Source organism: Ilumatobacter sp. (genome assembly GCF_046290335.1).
Taxonomy (GTDB): Bacteria; Actinomycetota; Acidimicrobiia; order Acidimicrobiales; family Ilumatobacteraceae; genus Ilumatobacter_A.
Genome location: NZ_JBKAGH010000002.1, coordinates 596,009 through 613,398, shown reverse-complemented (window position 1 = coordinate 613,398; position 17,390 = coordinate 596,009). Strand labels below are relative to the sequence as shown.

General features: G+C 61.3%; 11 protein-coding genes and 1 tRNA gene. 3 read left to right on the top strand and 9 right to left on the bottom strand.

Annotated features, from left to right (window positions below; translation table 11 throughout):
* Window positions 1-63: 63 nt before the first annotated feature.
* The gene (locus tag ACE37B_RS11280) at window positions 64-285 is read left to right on the top strand and encodes a helix-turn-helix domain-containing protein (protein ID WP_409923418.1); all 222 of its coding nucleotides are present in this window, start codon (window positions 64-66) and stop codon (window positions 283-285) included.
* 60 nt (window positions 286-345) lie between these two features.
* On the opposite strand, the gene ACE37B_RS11275 is transcribed toward ACE37B_RS11280, so the two are convergent.
* Together ACE37B_RS11275 and ACE37B_RS11270 are read right to left on the bottom strand one after the other, a co-directional pair.
* Window positions 346-1,446 (bottom strand): tyrosine-type recombinase/integrase, encoded by a 1,101-nt coding sequence (locus ACE37B_RS11275; protein ID WP_409923417.1) that lies wholly within the window; start codon window positions 1,444-1,446, stop codon window positions 346-348.
* A gap of 126 nt (window positions 1,447-1,572) precedes the next feature.
* Window positions 1,573-1,646, bottom strand: a tRNA-Gly gene (locus ACE37B_RS11270).
* Between the two features lie 450 nt (window positions 1,647-2,096).
* Here ACE37B_RS11270 and ACE37B_RS11265 point away from each other — a divergent pair.
* The gene (locus tag ACE37B_RS11265; protein WP_409923416.1) at window positions 2,097-2,759 is read left to right on the top strand and encodes a hypothetical protein; all 663 of its coding nucleotides are present in this window, start codon (window positions 2,097-2,099) and stop codon (window positions 2,757-2,759) included.
* A 125-nt stretch (window positions 2,760-2,884) separates the two neighbouring features.
* A complete protein-coding gene (locus ACE37B_RS11260; RefSeq protein ID WP_409923415.1) occupies window positions 2,885-3,295 on the top strand; it encodes a hypothetical protein in 411 nt (136 codons plus the stop codon).
* 63 nt (window positions 3,296-3,358) lie between these two features.
* Here ACE37B_RS11260 and ACE37B_RS11255 read toward each other — a convergent pair whose 3' ends face one another.
* The 7 genes from ACE37B_RS11255 to ACE37B_RS11225 form a co-directional block, all read right to left on the bottom strand.
* Window positions 3,359-4,258, bottom strand: coding sequence for a hypothetical protein (locus tag ACE37B_RS11255; RefSeq protein WP_409923414.1), 900 nt, complete (start codon window positions 4,256-4,258; stop codon window positions 3,359-3,361).
* Between the two features lie 99 nt (window positions 4,259-4,357).
* A complete protein-coding gene (gene brxL, locus ACE37B_RS11250) occupies window positions 4,358-6,355 on the bottom strand; it encodes a protease Lon-related BREX system protein BrxL (protein WP_409923413.1) in 1,998 nt (665 codons plus the stop codon).
* Window positions 6,352-8,838 carry a PglZ domain-containing protein gene (locus ACE37B_RS11245; protein WP_409923412.1) on the bottom strand — a complete coding sequence of 829 codons (2,487 nt, stop codon included), beginning with the start codon at window positions 8,836-8,838 and terminating at the stop codon, window positions 6,352-6,354. The genes brxL and ACE37B_RS11245 overlap by 4 nt, the downstream gene beginning before the upstream one ends.
* Window positions 8,835-12,617, bottom strand: a complete 3,783-nt coding sequence (locus ACE37B_RS11240; RefSeq protein WP_409923411.1) for an Eco57I restriction-modification methylase domain-containing protein — start codon at window positions 12,615-12,617, stop codon at window positions 8,835-8,837. The genes ACE37B_RS11245 and ACE37B_RS11240 overlap by 4 nt, the downstream gene beginning before the upstream one ends.
* Window positions 12,614-16,069: a BREX system P-loop protein BrxC gene (brxC, locus tag ACE37B_RS11235; RefSeq protein ID WP_409923410.1), complete on the bottom strand. Its 3,456-nt coding sequence runs from the start codon at window positions 16,067-16,069 to the stop codon at window positions 12,614-12,616. The genes ACE37B_RS11240 and brxC overlap by 4 nt, the downstream gene beginning before the upstream one ends.
* Complete coding sequence (locus ACE37B_RS11230) at window positions 16,066-16,641, bottom strand: BREX protein BrxB domain-containing protein (protein WP_409923409.1); 576 nt, start codon at window positions 16,639-16,641, stop codon at window positions 16,066-16,068. Before ACE37B_RS11230 ends, brxC begins: the two co-directional genes overlap by 4 nt.
* Entirely contained in the window at window positions 16,628-17,386 is a 759-nt protein-coding gene (locus ACE37B_RS11225) for a BrxA family protein (RefSeq protein WP_409923408.1), read from the bottom strand. Before ACE37B_RS11225 ends, ACE37B_RS11230 begins: the two co-directional genes overlap by 14 nt.
* Window positions 17,387-17,390 lie beyond the last annotated feature (4 nt).

Genomic DNA, 17,390 nt, shown 5'->3' with positions numbered 1-17,390 from the left:
TGCTTCCCCATCTTTGGTGATGGACGAGTCCGCCGGGCTCGCCGAGAGAGTTGGGAACACGACATGAGCGAGAAAGATGAGAGTCGAGGTCGAACCGATCGACCCTCACCGCACTGGGTACGGATTGAAGCGGCGGCCGAGTGGCTGGGTTGCAAGGTGTGCTACCTGCGACGACTGGTCGCTGAGCGGCGGATCCCGTACTCAAAGGTCGGCAAGTACCTCTTCTTCGATCTGTACGAACTCGACGCCTGGATCGGCAGTCAACGCATCGACCCGATCAGCTGAAGGCCGTCGGTCGAAGTCCAGCAGCGTGGTGGTTCATTCGAAACGACGTCGGGTCGCCAGCTACAACAACTCCCTTGCGATTCGATCACCCATGCCGGCAGCGATCTCGGCATCGCGCGCTTCCGTCGCCTTGAGATAGCGGAGTGATGCGTCGGGTGTCGAATGACCGAGGCGCGCCATGATCTCCTTCGTCGAGGCGCCGGCGCTCGCGGCCGTCGTGCCGGCGAGGTGGCGAAGGTCGTGGAAGCGGATCTCCGGGTTGACGTCGGCGTTGCGTTTCGCTCGGGTCCAAGACGGATGGAAGTAGCGGTTGAGCAGTGGGCAGCCCTTGACCGATCGAAAGACCAGTGCATCGGCAGCTGGCTCCGTGAAGGAATCCATGTGTTTGCGGAGGATCTCGAGCGTCGTCGAATCGAGCGAGACCATCCGCTCACCTGACTCGGTCTTCGGAGGGCCGAACACGGGTCCGACACCCTTCACGAACGCCAGCGACCTGAGAACACGCAGCTGCCCCGTTTCGGGGTCGACGTCGGATCGGCGGAGTGCGGTGAGTTCGCCGAATCGGAGCCCTGAAGTTGCCGCTGCCCAGACCAGCGCGCTGAATTGAGGCTCGACAACTTCGGCGAGGCGAACCACGTCCTTGAAGGTCACCTCGGGCCGAAGGTGAATCTTCTCCTTCGCCGCGCCTTTCAGCTTTACGGGGTTCGCTCGGATCATGCCGTCCTCCACGGCCGTCTCCATGATCGTGCGGAACAACCGGTACACCTTCGCCACCGAGTTCTCCGCCAGATGCGTTTGGAGAAGGCCGGCGCGCCAGGAACGAACGTCGCGCGTGACGACGTCGTTGAGGGTGACCATCTCGAACGTTGGGAGGATCCACTTGCGCAGCTGCGACTCGTACATCTCCCGAGTGCGTGGTCGCAGTGCGCGCTCCTCGAGCCAGCGGAGCGCGTACACACCGAAGCGCACCCTGCCGGCCGACTCGTCGAAGTGATCGCCGCGTGCGAGGTCCGTCTCGATGTTCGACAACCACCGACGAGCGTCGGTCTTCGTAGCGAACGTGTCCTTCGCTCCGACCTGCTTGCCAAGGTGCGAGTAGCGCGCCTGGAAGCGCCCGCTCGGGAGCTTCCGGATCGTCCCGAATTGCCGCGTAGCACTCACTTGGTGCTCCCTGTTGCGCATTCTTCTAGGCACGTTCTAGGCACGAAACCCACCGTAGCATCTCTGCAAGAAGTAGCGGTTCGGGCCGAAAGTGCCTCTGAGCTGGTCTTATCCAGCTATGAAACTTGGAGCGGATGACGGGAATCGAACCCGCGTTCTCAGCTTGGGAAGCTGATGTTCTACCATTGAACTACATCCGCGAAGGCCCCCGACCATAGCCGGAGGACACGCCGACAAGCCACGTGACCTGGTGTTTCGTACCAGAGCCCGGGACTTGCTGTTGTTGGTGTGAAATTTTCAGGATAGTCCCTCTTGACCCCTGTGAACCCCTGTTGTGGGCACGTTGTGGGCACGTTGTGGGCACGAGTGCGTCGCCGACGGCCGATAGGGGGCAGACCCCGGGATAGTCCTGGTCGGGTGTGCGGTGGTGGGCTGCCAGGTTGCCGCTCCTTCGAGGGCTTCTCGGCGAGCTGGTGCAAATCGCTGTCGTCCTGTTCATGGTCGTCCGCGAGACTCGAGATGTGAGAGTTGAGCCGATCGCCGTTCATCGAGGCAACAAGAGCGGGGCGTGCCGTCTATGCGGCGACGTGCCAGCTGCTGGCCTCTCTAAGACGCATGTCCCTGCGAAAGCAACAGGCAACGACGGCGAGATGCGAGGACTGGTCCGTCGATACGAGGGCGCCGATTCTTTGCCGAGCATCGGACTCGGCCGGCCGTCCGACGGCGGCATGTGGGGATGGTGGTTCTGCGAAGCGTGCAACAACCGCACGGGAGCGTGGGACGAGCGTTACCTCAACTTTTGGCGACAGGTACTTGGTCGGGTCCACTCTGAAACGCCCGTTGTTGACGGCCTTGCGTTCCGGGGGCAGTGCGACGCCGGCGCAATTGGGCGCGCCATTTGGGCGTGGGCCTTTGCGCTCGACGGAAACCTCCGCGATCAGCATCCGGCCGTGGCGGAGGCCGTCCGTCTCGGGACAGCGGTGACGCCGCCAGAGGACGTGTTCCTTCGGTTCGCTGTGACAACGTCGCTGAAGATGTGGACAACATCGCAGGAGGACGTCATCGAGATCAACCTGGACCTACGGGATGGGACCTCGGCGCTTTCGGCGACGCCCCGATTGGTGGTTGCGGCACCTCCGTTCTACGCGACACTCGTCGACCACGCCAGCGAGCACCACGTGCCGTGGTTCGACCTAGGACCTCTGCTCACCTATCCCGTCGGCGAGCAACATGAGATTTTTTTCACGTTGCCGCTCATCGGTGAGATCGATCGCGGTTCTCACCGTCCGGTCATGCTTTCCGATCTCTCCTGAACACAGACACGTCTCTCCTGAACACAGACACGCGAGCACTCTGATCGGGACACGCCAGGGGACTTGACTTTTCGGTGAGTTGCAGTAAGTTACTGTAACTTACTATAAGTCAAAGGAGCATTGAGATGAGATTTACCGTGGGTGGACGGGCGCTAGACGTGACCTACGAGCAGGTGCTGGAGCGGATGACGGGCATCGATCCTGAACCGTTTAGGAAGCACGTCGTTGAGATGAAGAACACGGTGTATCCGCCGAAGCAGGTGTTTGCCACGATCACCGGATGGGAGCGGCGGTCCTTCACAACGCTTGAAGCCCAGCGAGTTCTCACTCGGCTCGGCTTCACCTGCCGAGTTGCGGTCGAGACCGAAGACGGGCGCAGGGGCTGGTCCAAGGTCGGTCGCCGAACAGACGTCGATGAGCGAGATGAAGAAGGTCGTATCGACGAACTGGAGTCAGCTGTGGTGACGGCTCAAATCGCCATCGCCTCCCTGCACTCTCGAATCGATGCTCTCGAGAGCGCAGCTGACGAAGCGTGACCAAGGAACCGGGGACGCGCCGACCTGCCATCCAGGTGCCGCCGAGATAGGCCAAGACTCCAGCTACGCGAGCGTGCGGTAAAAGTCCTGCATCTGACGGCAGTACTGCGTGCCTGGTGAATGACCGAAGAACTCTCCAGCGAAGTTCTGGAAGAGCTTCCAGTGCGCGCCACCGTGGGCCACGTCGGAGACGCCGGTCCGCCTGAGGAGCGCTTTCCGCTCGGTCCGAAGAAGGTGGTATATCTCAATCGTCTCGAAGTCGCCGACGAAGTCGGTCGTTAAGTGCTGCTCGACTGCGTCAACTACACGGAAGACGGTGTCGAAGAGTTTGATGAGACTGTCGTGAGAGATCGGGCGTGCCGATGGTTGTGCTCCCGGTCGAACGATTCCGTCGTCGAGGCCGAACTGGTGTGCAATCTGGTTGCGATGAACTCGAAGTCGCTCCAATTCGCCCTCCGCTGCTCTGAGCGCAGCGGGGGGATCACCGAAGTTCTTCGTGTACACCGAGATGCGCCGCGACCAGTCGCCCACGGTCAGCGGATCGGAGAGCGACGGGACATCGGTTCCGTGCTTGAGAAATGAAGCGCCATCGACGGGCTTCGGAAAGCCCGGCTTCCTAAGTGGGTCCGAGGCGACGGCGGCAGCACTAATCGAATCCAAGAACCGCTCAAAACACGATGTGAGGAGAATGAGGGTGAGCCGGCGGCTCCACCCCCGATGAATCTCAAACCGTTCCGCGTAAGTCGCGACGGAATGTCCGACAGCGTTCCACGAGTCGCTTCGAACCTGAAGAGCCGTCTTGAAATCGTCGCCGCCGTGATGGTCTGCCACAAACCGACGCGAGAGCAGCTCCGAGGGGACGCCGGCCCAGTACTGAGAATTGAGCTCGGTGAACTGCGTTCTGAACACGGCGTACGCGATGCTCCGACCCATCCACGCTCGTGATCGATCGAAGTCGGGCATCTCAGATCGCCCACACTGACTTAGCGCGTGCAGTCGACGGAGAGCGCTGAAGCGTCGTCGCTGACGGGGTAGGCGACAGAGCACTGCAGTTCTGGACTGTCACCAGCGAGTCCTGATGTATTCCATTGCGTCGCGGGTGTTGTACGGGCGAGTGGAGTTGCCCATGCGGACGTAGAACTCAGCGTCGTCTCCGAGGTACACGGGCTGATGACTCGGCTTCACGTCTACTCGACAGACGTCGCCTTCCGGGAACTCGTCGAATGAGACCTCGACGAGGGTCGCGGTCGGCGACTTGCCAATCATGTGATCGAGCTGCGTGATCAGCCAGTTCTCGAACCCGTCCCGCCCGTTGTTGCCCGTCGCTGAGTAGTCACCCTTCAGTCCGGTTGCCTTCATCGCGTCGTGGACGCCGATGAGTAGCACGCCGCCGGCAGCGTTCATGAAGCCGGCGACCGACTTGAACACTGCGTGTTCGAGCTTCTTGTCGACGGTGCCGGTGTGAGGGTTGTATCGGGCGGTCTGCTTGTACTCGACCGACTTGCTCTCGCCGGCGTCGATTAGGTCGGCGGTGGTTCGGCGTTGCTCGACCTCGACCTCTTCGATGTCGAGGTCGGGGGTCGTCTCGATCTCGTCGGGCTGCTCGGGTACGTCGATCCAGATCTCTCGGCCGGTGTCGTTCTCGATGTAGGAGAAGGCGGTCTTGGCGTAGTCGTGTGGGGCGAGCTTCTTGAGCTGTTCCTTGACCCGCCGTCGACCTTCGATTGCGAACTCCAGGTACTCCCGAAGATCGCCGTGGCTCCACTCGCCGTGGGGGTGCAGAATCTTGACGAGGCCGGAGACAGTCTTGCGAACGGACTTCTCGTCGCGCGCTGACAGGTGGGAGCCGAGCGTGAAATCGGCATCGATCGCCCGTACCTGGCTCGTCTTTCGGAGCTGCCGCATCGCTTCGGCGAAGAAGTCTGAGACGAAGCCGAAGTGGTCGGTGAAGAGTCTGCTCTCGAGCTTCGGTGCCTCCCAGCCGGGAAGGTAGTAGTGCAGCCGGTCGAGGAACGCTGGGTCGATCATCGACGTCGGGAGGTCGGCGAAGAGGTGGGACGTCCGGACGAGCTCATCGTGGGGTTTCGACGTATTGCCGACGAACACCACCGACGCCTCTGCCGGGATCTCCTCCTTACCCCGAGCAAAGGATCCGGACTCCATGAAGTCCTTGAGCATGTTCACGACCGTCGAGTCGGACATTTGGAGGCCGGCCACTTCGTCGAAGGCCACGGCGTCCCATGTTCCGAGGAGACCGACCCGACCCGTCGACATGTTCACGAAGAGCTGTGCAACGGTGACCTTCCCGCCAGAGATCAGAATCGAGTTGGGGTTCGACTCTCTGTAGACGAAGGACTTGCCGGTTCCCCATGGTCCGAGTTCGACGAGGTTGTAGTTCCGCTCGACCATTGGGATGAGCCGGGTGAGTGCAAGCAGCTTCCCGCGCAGGTCGTACTCGCTCGGTTCGAGCCCGAGGGTGCGCATCAACAGGTCGAGCCAGTCGTCGCGTGTGAACTCAGACCTTGCTTCGATGTACGCGGGAAGGTCGAACGCCGCGACCTGGATTGGCTTGAGGCCTGAGATGTAGAACGGCGTCTTCTGAGCGGTGTCTTCGAGGTCGTTGTAGACGAGGTCGAGCTGACTCCATGCTCCGCCACCCAGGAGGCGCTCGTACTTGTAGACGATCTCCTCGGGGATGTTGACGAACTTCGAGCCGAAGTTGCTGAGCGTGGCCCAGAACTTCTTGTCGCTCTCCACGAAACGGACGTCGACTTTGTCGATGAGCCGATGCTTGCCCTTTCGTTTCAGCTCAGCCTTCGCCTTCTCCGACTCGTCCGGCCGGATGAAGTTGTCTGACAACACCTGGTTGACGACGGTCAGACCGGCCTCGATCTCGAACGGATCCGACGACGCGCAGTACTTCCCCAGAAGAAACTCGAGGACGTAGACGGGCACCGACGCACCGACCTTGACCTGTCGGACGAGGTCCTTGCGAACGACACGGCCAGGGAAGAATCGGTTCGCCAGTTCGTCGAGACGATCAAACTCGCGCTCAATCACAACTCATCCTCCACAATCACATTGGCAACGACGTCGACGTCGATCGCTGCGCCGAGGCGCACGCCGGTTGCAGCGTCGAGTACCTCAAGTGTGGCAGTAGATCCCGCAACGAGGTTCTCGGAAATTTGCATCGTGATCACTCGCGGCGAATCCACTGCGGCATCGATCGTCTCGGTCTGGGCGTCATAGCCGTCTCCTCCCACAACCCGCGCGATCCGTTGCCCATTCTGCGTGAGCGCGACTCGGACACCTGACTCGCGAGTGAAGAGATCGCCGGTCATCTGAATCGTGATAGCCACGACCCCGGTCGAGATCCGCGATCCGGCCACGGACAGCTGAATCTCGTACTTCGGTTCCGCGGTCACCTCGCTCGATGTCACTGTGATGACGGGCACGATGAGTTCCTGTGGCGACAGCCCACCATGGAAGAACTGCAAGCCGCCGCCGGAGGTGAAAACCCCAAGACCTCGCGGCGCGATGATGTCGAGGTCGCCCGCTATCCCGAAGTCGGACAACGGGATCTTGATTGTCGATTCGGTTGCCGTTCCGCCTCGGCCAATCCAGGCACGACGGTGAAGCTCGCCCTTCCCGGTCGGTGGCTTCTCGATACGGCGATCCTCACCGAGTCGCCGGACAGCTAGGAATCCGTGGTCGGCAGAAATGACAACGCGCTCAATACCAGCGTGTAGCAGTCGCGCTACTGCGGTGTGAAGCACTTCGAGAATGCTGTCGAACGAACCCCAACTCGCGGCGAGCTGGTCGGACTCTCCGTCAGTGTCGATTTCGGTCGACCGAACGAGAACGAGTGACGAACCGTCGATCGCCTTGCGAAGCTCGCGATTCGTCAGCTGGGCGAGCTTGTCGAGTGGAACGTCCGCGACCTTGCCGTGTGCGTCTTCGAGTCGCTTGATGCGCTCGGGAACTGCGACGACCCGTTCCCCGCCGAGTGCGACGTGCAGACGGTCGTCGGCATCGAGGTCGACTCGATAGTCGACGTCGGCGCCTGGCGTCAGAGCGGCCATTCCGACAGGCGTAATTGTGGGAACAGCTGCGACGGCTCCTCGCAGCTCGACTACAGCGTTCAGGCGACCGAGACGTGACGCAAGGTCGTGGCCCAGCTCGTAGCGGAGGGCGTCCACGAGGAGATACGCGGTACGTGGTTGGTTTCGCACTTCCATTCGGTGGACGTGCCGTTGAAGTTTGGAGTCGGGCAGGTGGGCATCGTTCGCTAGGGCTGTAGCAGTCTGTGTGAGCACGCGATCGAGCCAGTCCTCGTAGCTCGCCCGGCCCGTTGCGAAGAGCTCATCGAACTCATTGAGATCGGCCCCGGCCGTGACACGAAGCAGTTCGAGCTGGCGATACGCAGTGTCGACCTTCCAGCCGGACTCCTCGTACCACCCGACGAGTTCGATCGTTGACGCCGACTTCGAGATCGGCTCAGCGATTGCAGTGTGCAGTGAGGCAATCGCGCGAATCGCACGCCAGCGGGTGGGCAAGTCGTTCGTGTGGAGCTGATTGGGCTGCGCCCACCAACTTGTCGCGAGACGATGCTCCGCCAAGGTGGTGGCATCCAACCATCGACCATCGTCGAGGCGTCGAATCGCCTCACGAATCGCAATCTCGTCCATCGTGATCGTTGCGTCGACATCCATCAAGGAGTCGTGCCACTCAAGCGCCAGCGGAAGACGCAGAAGGCTGTCAGCGTTCTCCGCAAGTTCGAGGAGCTCGTCGGTTGCACCCCGGTCGTGCTGAAGAGCCTCAAGCGCCGCAAGACAGGTCTTTCGCTGGTTCGGGGTGGGCGCCCTGTGGACACCCTGGACCTCCGCCGGCAACTCCGCTCCGCTGCTCTCGATGCTGACGAGCACGAGATGACGGAACGCTGCTCGACGGATCTCAGCGATCGAGCCGGTCGCCGTGGAAGCTCCCAACGCCTTCACAAAGAAATCGTTGACGACTGAGAGCAATTGGTCTGAGTGGATCGTCTCGTCGTGTTCGCCGGAAAGTAGCTGGTGGGCGATCTCAGCGGTGCTCGAGCGTCCGACGAGCGCCACGAGACGCGCGTCTGATTCGTTGCCCCCTCCACTGATCGCTGCCTCGGCTTCGACGATCGTCGAACACTGTTTGCCGAGCTCCTCGATTCGACTCTCAGTCAACTGACCCGACAACCCCGACCGGATTGCGGTGGCGAGCAACAATTGGAACTTGGCTCCGACAGCTCGAAGTTCTTCGAGCGGATCAGGATCGGGTGCTGCGATGGGGACGTAGACCAATAGCGCTGGTGGCGAATCGCCGGAGAGGGATGCCTCGATCGTTCGTCTCAGCTCGAACCAGCTGCCGTCGAATCGGGCGACGGTCGTGTCCTCAGGAACCACGTCTTCCACGACGGCTCCGTAGGCACTCTCGTGGTCGTCCCAAACGACAACGCCGTAGCGCTGCAACTTGGCCTGCAACTTGGTCGCGAGATGATCGAGGAGAGGACTCATAGTTGGTTGGCGAACTGAGCCACCGTCGCCCAGTCGTGCTTGCCCTTAAGCAGCTCGTTGCGGTATTTGGCGGCATCCTTCCATGCTGGGAAGAGACTTGCGAGCGGCGCTGCGTTCAGGACTGCACCGTCGTCGAGGTCGGGCTGCCAACCGAGATTGGCGATCCGGTCGGCCTCATCCCGGAACGAAGTGAGTTCGACCGACAGGTCTTGTTCTGCGTTGAGTTCTTTCAACACAGCGGCCGTGGTTCGGCCCGCGCCGCCATCGTCGTACTCGCGCTGCAACGTTCCGATCCGTTGATCGGCAAGACGTTGCCGTTCCTCCGTCGCTCGCACGACAGCAAACAGCATCTCGCGGGAGAGCCTGGGCATGTACAACCAGATTCCCCACTGTTTGGATGGGACCTGGAGCTGCCAATAGATGGGTGCCTTACGGCGACTCATCGAGTAGCGGGAAAGGTGGTCCTTGAAGAACGCTGATCGGTAGTAGCCCTCGACGGACGGGCGGCGCATCAAGCCGCTGATCGCTGCGGAGAGTTCTTCTCGTCCACCAAACATCGCCTCAGCAGCCGCTCCGACCCGACTTGCCACGTCCCACTCGTGACCGGCTTGGTCAAGGAGCAGGCCGTCCGCCGGCAAGTCGACCGGATAGTCGTCCGGATTGGTCATTGGACGACCGTCAGCGCCCAGCAGCATCCCTGGCGAGTAGGGCGCAGGTGGCGCCATGAGGTCGGCTTGTCTGTGCGCAGTGTCAGAGTCGATTCCGATCCGGACGTCCCATCTCCCGAAAGCAACTCCGAAGAGGTACGACAGCAGACGAGCAGACTCTTCCTCGATTTCGCCGGGGGCGATGATCGCCCGTTCTTCGACGACACGAAGGATCGACTCGGGGTTCACCTTGAGCCCGTGAGCAATGACCTCGACCCGACGATCAGCAACGAACGTGAGATTGGCGATGGCACGCGATCCGCCGCTCTCTTCGATCAGTTCGTCAATCACGTCGCCGATCGGGCGCGTCCAGAGATCTTCGATCCGATCGTCATGGTCGCCGGTCATCGGATATTGCGTCGGGAACGCTCCGAGCTCTTCGTCAAGGTACTGTCGACCGGCAGCGTCAAGTCCCGCAGCATCGAGCGCAACTTGATCGAGTTCGGCACCGTCTTCTAGCTGCTTACCGATGCGCAGTCTGCGTAGCGCCAGATTTTGTCGTGGCTGAACAAAGCGCCTAGTCACCTCGTCGAACTCATCAGCGACGGAGGCGCGTCGAGCGAGTCGCTCTGCGATTGGTGCTAGGGCAGGAACATTGAGCCATGGCAGCTTCTGAACTAGTCCAACCTCGTAGCTCCGTGATGCGCCGCCGGAGGAGACCTCTTCGCCTGCCGCCACCATGGTGTCGATTAACGCTTGGACGAGGCGACTACGCAGCCAACCCAGCAACGCCAAGGTCGATCCCTCAAGCGGGAACACACCGCAACCTTTGTGAGCGAAGGCGACACCCGATGGCAGGAGCCTCATGCCTAACCCGGAGTTCGTTCGCGGCGGCCATGTGAGCCCGCCACGAAAGTAGAACTGGGGGTTGCGTATGACTGACCCGGCGAAGGCCTTCAGGTGCTCGCCTCCATCCTGCCAGTCAACTAGGAGGTGAACGTCTGACCAGAAGGGGCTATAGGCACCGCCCTTCGCAAATGGCACCCACCGGCGACTCCGGCGGGCATCTTCCGTTGAGTGGCCGATCCGCTCTGGCGCAACTTCCCAGAAGGCGCGAACGAACTGGAAATCGTCTGCTGATGCGAGACCTTGCCGAGCGTTGCCGCCTGAACCTTCCAGCGCCGGTAGCTGCTCGAAGAGCCGGCGAATTGAGTCGCCAGCCCAGTAAGCCAACGGCGATCCGGGAATCGCCCGTAGGTCCCTGAGCTCTACCTCGAAGACGCGCTCGTCTGGTCGCTCAGACCGGCGAGCGCTTGCTGCGTCTCGTAATCCGATAGGCCGATCAGTCTCTTTCAGCAAACGGATGAATGTGGCGGACCCGTGTGGTGCTGCGTTCCTCACCACGTAAGCGGCCGCCTCGACGAGTGCCTGCTCCATTACCCCGTACCCAAGGTCGACAACGGACGTCAGTCGATTGCCGAGAAGGACATTCTCTCGCCAGTCTTCGGATGTCTTGAGGAAAAACCCGGCGCGTGAGGTAATAGCGCCGCAAGTTCCATGACCGGTCTCAGATAGATCCAGCCCGCGACCTACAAACAACGCCAGCAGGTTGCAGTCTTTTGTCGGGGCCCAGGGGTAGGCCGCCTTGAGGTACTTCTTGGTTTCGGGGACGGGCTCACCGAAGGGCGGGTTCATCAGTACTGCCGTGAACTTTCGGCTCATCGCTTCGACGAATCGAACAGAGTCTTGAGCCTCTGCAGCAAAGAGGCGTTCCGATGCGGAGGAGGTCGTTGAGTCTGCAATGGTCGACAACGCCTCAAGCACCTGGCCACGGATGTCGTCAGCGACGTCCTTGTCAGCACCTTCGGACAACGAGCCAGCCACTTCGCCTGTACCGAAGATGTCGCGTGTTTCGGTCTCCAAGCGCTTCTCGATCTGGAGGAGCGGTCCGAGTACGGGAGCCAGCGTGAGCTCCTCGGCGATCGCTCGGACGACCCGCGCCACGTGCTCCGGCAGTTCGTCCGTGAGCGCGTTGGCAGACGGACCGTGAGGAAGCGCCCTCGCGCAGATGATGTGCGGTCGAGGTAGCTCGGTCCGACAGTGTCGGCGAGCTCGAAAAATGACGGCCGCCTGTGCAATCTGCGTTGCGCGTGGATCGATGTCGATCCCCCACAGCGAGGCGACGATTGACGGTGCAGCCTTGTCCGGATCGACTCCAGCGTGTTGCCATGCAGTCTCGAGTACGTCGTATGCCCCGAGGAGGAAATGACCCGAACCGCACGCCGGATCGAGCGCCGACACGTCCTCGAGGTCGATTGACCCCGAGACCTCGGGAACCTCCAGGAGTAGCGGTAGCTCATCTCCGAGTCCCGGGATCGCCGAGGACAGGTGAGCTCCGAGACCATTCTGGACAAGGAACTCCACGACATACGACGGCGTGAAGAACTGATTTCGAACTGCGAGCTCGCGCGAGTTGCGTGGCGCGGAGGATTCCCGCATCTCTCGTCGCTCATCACCGGAGTTGAAGAACTGATACGACCAGCCAAGCGCATCGGGCGCGGTCCAGATGTCTTCGTCGGAACCTGCGATGAGGTTGATGAGTTCGGCGAAGGTTGCGGTCGTCGGTTCAAGATCGAGGAGCGGGTTGCGTGGGTCGAAGAGGGCTGGAACGTCTGTTGACAGCTCGTCTGCGCAGATCCGAAGGAAGAGTCGAAAGCGTTCCCAGTCCTCGTCAGCGCTTGCAGGAGCGATTTCAATGAAGTCTCGGAATCCCAGCGATGAGATCCCGTCCGCGATCGCTTCCTGCATGATTCCGAGGCCTTCAGCGACTCGGAGAGCGATGAACCGGTTGAGGTGGGTGAACGCCGCCTCCCGCACGAGCCTGTCAACGGCCGCCCGAGCGGTCTCACCTTCAGAGCGGAGGAAGGAGATGACGTCAAGCAGATCGGCCCGGACAGCCGACCGACGGGTGTCGAGTGAGAGGGCAGCGATGTCTTCGATTCGCCCATCGCTGCGATGAATGCCGTATTCGCCCTCAAGGGTTGTGAAGAGATCCGCTTCAAGCAACGAGCGACCCTTCTGAACGAGTGCGTTGAGTGCGGTCCGTTGGTCTCCGTTCAGCGCTTCGCTCATCGGAAACGGACCTCAGCGTCGTCGTCGAGTTCACTCAGAACTGCTGTGCGAATTCGATCAAGTGCAGAGTCCAACTCAGCCACCGAGGTGATGGGTGAGCTCCAGACCTCGGCGGGGCGAACATGCTTAACGTCTCTCGTCGACGAGAGACGGTCGAGTTCGTCGGATGCTGTTTGGGTGAGCCCGGCAACGGACAGTTGATTGGCTTCCAGAATCGGAACTGCAGTCGCTTTTGGGAGCGCCCGCAGTCGGGAAGTGACGTCGGTGAAGACGCTGTCATCGACGCTGGGGAATCGACTGCGGAGCTTCTGCAGCGCGGCCGACGTCTCTGCTTCAACTTCGGATTGAAGCGTGGACAACTTCGAGGCAATCGCTGTCTCGATGCTCGTTGTTGCGGCCTTGATCTTTGCGAGGTCTTCGGTGTAGCGGGCACGTGCCAGTAGGTCTCCGAGTCCTTTGGCTTCTTCGGTGGCCTCTTCCAGTGCCGCCCCCTCCTGCTGGGCCTTCCGTGCAGCTGCCAGGGAGGGCATCTCATTCTCGACGAGTTCAGCCAGTTCGCTGATTGCAGAGCGCCCGGCGGAGAGATCCGATGAGCGTTCGTGCATCGTTTCGACCACAATCTCGTCGTCAGCCCCTGTCACCCGTCCGAGGAGTTCGTCCATGACATCGAGTGACTCGGGGACGACGAGCCCAGCTCCCTTGAGCGTCGAGCGCGCTTCGGTGCACGGCTGGCGAAGAGGTGAGAACGTCGAACGTCCTCGCGCAGCGAGCGCTTCGAGTCCGAGCCCGATTTGTTCGCCGGTCAAGTCATGGAGCCACTCGGCAACTGATCCGCGAACGTCGGCATTGGGACCAGTGTCTTCGGCAATTTTGAAAGAAGCCGACCGGAAGGTCGGCAGTTTCGTGAAGACAGGCTCAAGCCGTTGATCGGTGTGGGAAGTGATGCCGGCAGCTTGGGACACGACTTTGAGAAGACCGGCCCTCATCGCTGCTGCCAGAACAACTTGAATGGATTCGGGGGAAGCCCCGAACGGCGGAGCGCCGAAGTGGCGTTCCAACTGGCCGCCGTTCTGGTCTTCGTTGTACTGCTGACGCGCAGCGATATGGGACACGACCGTCTCGATTGGTCCTGAGTCGGTGACGAGTTCAGGCCCGCCAGCGGTGAGCGCCACAATTGCGAGCCCTTCGGATCCACAGCAATCGGGCAGACCTGCGATCGAGTCAGCCTTGAGGACCTGGACCGCGTCGGGACGCTTGACCGTGGCTGTGAACTCCGAGAGGCGAGGATAAATCTTGTCGAGATGGGCCGACAGAACTTTCTCGGCTGCAGGCTTGAGGTCGCCGTCGGGGGCAGCTTCGGTGCTGCCGTCGAACACCACGGTGCCGGCGGTGATGTCGCGGGACAAGAGTTGGATAGCGCGTCGTTGGCCGCGGTCTGCGCGTTTGCGTTCCTCTTGGAGGAGGAACCGCTCCGCGTCTCCTTGAGCGTTCTTGTACCGCTCGATCATCTCGAGGCTTCGATGTGTCTCGACGAGTGCTTCATGCGTGTCGTTCTGGGTGCTGTATGCCCAGTAGATCCGGGCATCGTTGCCCTCCGCTCTGGAGGTGGTGCGCAGTGCGTCGAGGTCGTCGTCCTCGCGAATGTCGAGCCCGATGTCTCCGTCGGTGACCTTCTCTCGCTCGGCGGAGAGTTCGACTTTGAACGTCCGACCACGTGACACCGTGACGGCTCCGAGTTGCTCCCGCACGAGTCGTTTCCGCAGGCGGGTCGAGTGCCCGACGCCCATGTCGATTTGCTTCCGTTCCTTCTCCCAGTTCTTCTGCTCGGGCGTTTGGAGTCGGTACCCCTCGTCGCCCTCTCGAAGGTGATCTTCTTTGACGAGCGCATCGAGTGCCTCGCGAACCTGGCTCTCGATCGGGTCGGCGTCGGTGCTTGGGTGAAGAAGTACGGCAAGGTTTCGCGGCGTCAGAGGCACTCCGGGTACGTCTGTGCAGAGTGCGACGACGCGCATGATCTTGGCGTGAAGACTGTCTGCTCCGTGGTTGCCGGCCGCTTGCTCCACCTCGTGCCGCCAAGCGGTGGGAATGACCTCTTCAAGAAGCGTGTACGAACGGTCGAGTGTTACCAGTGCGCCAACCTCATCACCGGCGAGGCCGACTGTCGGGTTCGTGATGAGCTGCTGGGTGTGCTTGATGATGGTGCGGTTGGAACCGCCCATGGTTTGCGGGGCCCCGCCTTGAGCCCGTCGAGCGGATACTGCGTCGATGAGCACCTGGAGCTGGTACGGCACGAGCGGGTAGAGCCGGATGAAGTCCTCGTCAGAGAACGGCTTGTAGCGCTCGGATTGCAGCGCCACCGAGGTGGTCAGCTTGTTTCGATCCGATTCAAGCGCCGTGCGGATTGCCGTTGCGCCTGGCGCGTTCTTGTCGAGAACGCGTCGCCCTGTCACCTCGTCGATGTCGGACGGTAGGAGGTCGACGCGGATGGGGAAGCGATCGACTGCCTTTGCCAGCTCAGTCTGTTTGCCTTCGAGGCTGTCGACGACGTCGGTCAGCTTCTCCTGTGAGGTGGCGAGCAGCCACAGCGCACCTTTCTTCTTCTGGCACGCTTCAGCGAGCCCTTGCAGGCCGAGCATTCGATCAGCCGAACGGGCTACGTATTGGCCGGCTTCGTCGACGATGAAGATGAGCCGTTGCTTGTCCGGCCGGCGTCGCTTCAACATCTCGAGCGCACGGTCAGCGAACCAGTTCGCGTTGATCTCAGGTGCCTGAGCTGCGTTTGACCAGGAGTCGGCCGATGGATAGGTGGCGGGATCGAGATCGTGCAGGACGCGACTGGCGCGGTTCTTGGCAGTGATGATATTGCGGTCCTGCTCCCACGGGCGGCCGTTGACTGACTCGTACTTGGTGCGGAAGTCGTCGAGGTTCGTGTCTTCGTTCGGGCCTTCGAGCGCGAACTCCAACTCAGCGAGCGTGACATCTCGGCTATATCCGAGCGATTCGAGCAGAGTTCGGTAGACGGGGAGAACGACAGCTTCCCCCTCTTTCAAGACGTTCGGGCTCGTGGCCAAGTCGAGCAGCACGGTTTCGGTCTGTGCCTGAGTGTGGATGGTCGTGAGGAGCTGGCGAGCCTGTGGAATCGAGTTGAGGTCGAAGAACCGGTCGGCGACCGACTTGCCATCGACGACCGGATTCGCGATGAGGTAGCCGAGGACCTTCGCAAACGATGACTTACCGGATCCGAAAAAGCCCGAGACCCAGATGTTCACCGTCTCACTTGGGTTGAGGATGCTCTCCTGAAACTGATTCAGGACATCGACGAGCTCCTCTTCGATGTGGTCGGTCGGGATGTACTCCTCGACCTCGGTTCGAATGGTTGTCTCGTCATCGACCTTGATGACCTCCTCGATCTTGCGATCGATGGGTCGGCTGAACAGCTCGTCAATTCTCACTTCTGTGCCTCTCGGGGGATAATCAGTGCTCGGTAGCCGTAGGTCGGTTCCGTCTCGCCCATGAAACTCAGTCCATAGTCGCCGACCACCCGGCCGGGGTAGAGCAAGGTCACTGGACGGTTGACGCGTGCCTTCAGTTCGTCGAGCAGCGTGCTCGTTCGATGTGCCGGATATAGGGCGCCCGCTCGGTACAGGAACACTGCCGACCGTTCGTCGCCTGTCGCTTCGATGCGAGACACGACTCGATCGGCCAGAGTCGGGCGAGACCCGAGGATTTGTTGCACCGCCAGGTGTGCGTCCTCGTGTGCTCCTTGCCGCTCCAACTCGATGACCTCGTCCAGTTGCCCGTGTTCCTCGAGTGCCTCCCAGAACACCGAAGCGAGCGAGACCGTGTCGCACCCGATTCCTCGTGGTTCAGCTTCGAGCCACTTGCGGAGGTCGCCGAGTTCTTTGCGGACCGCGTACTCGTCGCTGGGGTCGTACTGGTAGATGAGGAACGGTGGCGTTGCTCGTGTCTCGAAATACGTCGTGATTCGGTTGGCGATGTCCTGAATCGGCTCAGGCAGCGGCACGTGCGACCTCCGGCAGGGTGTCCACGCGCCAGTCGATCCGAAGGGTCGATCCCGCACGCCCGTAGTACAAGAGTCCTTGGCTCGCGAGGCGATGCATGTGTTGATCGATTCTTGGCGGATCAAGCAGCCATCGTCGCCAGACGGTCGATTCGAGCAGCCCCCGGCTCGACTCACCCGACTGGTGAAGTCGGAACGCGACGTATGCGAACCCGCCGTCAGAGATGCTCGGACTGGCGATTTCTTTGTTCCGCGACTTGTTGGCACCGGTCAATCGTCCAAAGTCCCGGAGCGTGGCAAGCAGACCTTGCGCGACGCGCCGCTTGAGGGAAGCCGACCATTCCGGAATCATGCCGGCACGCTCGGTGTCGTCAAGCCACTGCTCCGCGAGATCGGTGGTGATCCCGAGCCGCCCTTCCTGGTACCACTGAAAGACTGGACCTTCAGCGAAAGCGGCAAGCAGGTCATCGGCGCGAGCCGCTTCGAAGTAGCACGCGTCGCGGAACGCCTCGTTGCTGTCCCCAAGCAGCCGAATCGCCTTCAGGACATCTTCACCAGGATCGATGAACCGTGGGCGAAGTGCATAGACCGTCACGTCGGACGCCCTCGATTGGGTCGGCAACCCCAGAAGGTTTTCGTGGCGGAACCGTTCAAGGTTCTGCTCGCGGCTGAGAGCGTCATCCCACGAGGCGACAAACTGACGCGTGTCGTCCAGGAGCGCGCCTCGCTTCGAGATGTTGGAGTTCATCGAG

What these genes read in the sequence shown, in the direction of transcription:
- ACE37B_RS11225 (WP_409923408.1), bottom strand. Translation starts at nt 17,386, where the DNA reads ATGAACTCCAACATCTCGAAGCGAGGCGCGCTCCTGGACGACACGCGT.
- ACE37B_RS11265 (WP_409923416.1), top strand. Translation starts at nt 2,097, where the DNA reads ATGCGAGGACTGGTCCGTCGATACGAGGGCGCCGATTCTTTGCCGAGC.
- ACE37B_RS11245 (WP_409923412.1), bottom strand. Translation starts at nt 8,838, where the DNA reads ATGAGTCCTCTCCTCGATCATCTCGCGACCAAGTTGCAGGCCAAGTTG.
- ACE37B_RS11280 (WP_409923418.1), top strand. Translation starts at nt 64, where the DNA reads ATGAGCGAGAAAGATGAGAGTCGAGGTCGAACCGATCGACCCTCACCG.
- ACE37B_RS11255 (WP_409923414.1), bottom strand. Translation starts at nt 4,258, where the DNA reads ATGCCCGACTTCGATCGATCACGAGCGTGGATGGGTCGGAGCATCGCG.
- ACE37B_RS11240 (WP_409923411.1), bottom strand. Translation starts at nt 12,617, where the DNA reads ATGAGCGAAGCGCTGAACGGAGACCAACGGACCGCACTCAACGCACTC.
- ACE37B_RS11260 (WP_409923415.1), top strand. Translation starts at nt 2,885, where the DNA reads ATGAGATTTACCGTGGGTGGACGGGCGCTAGACGTGACCTACGAGCAG.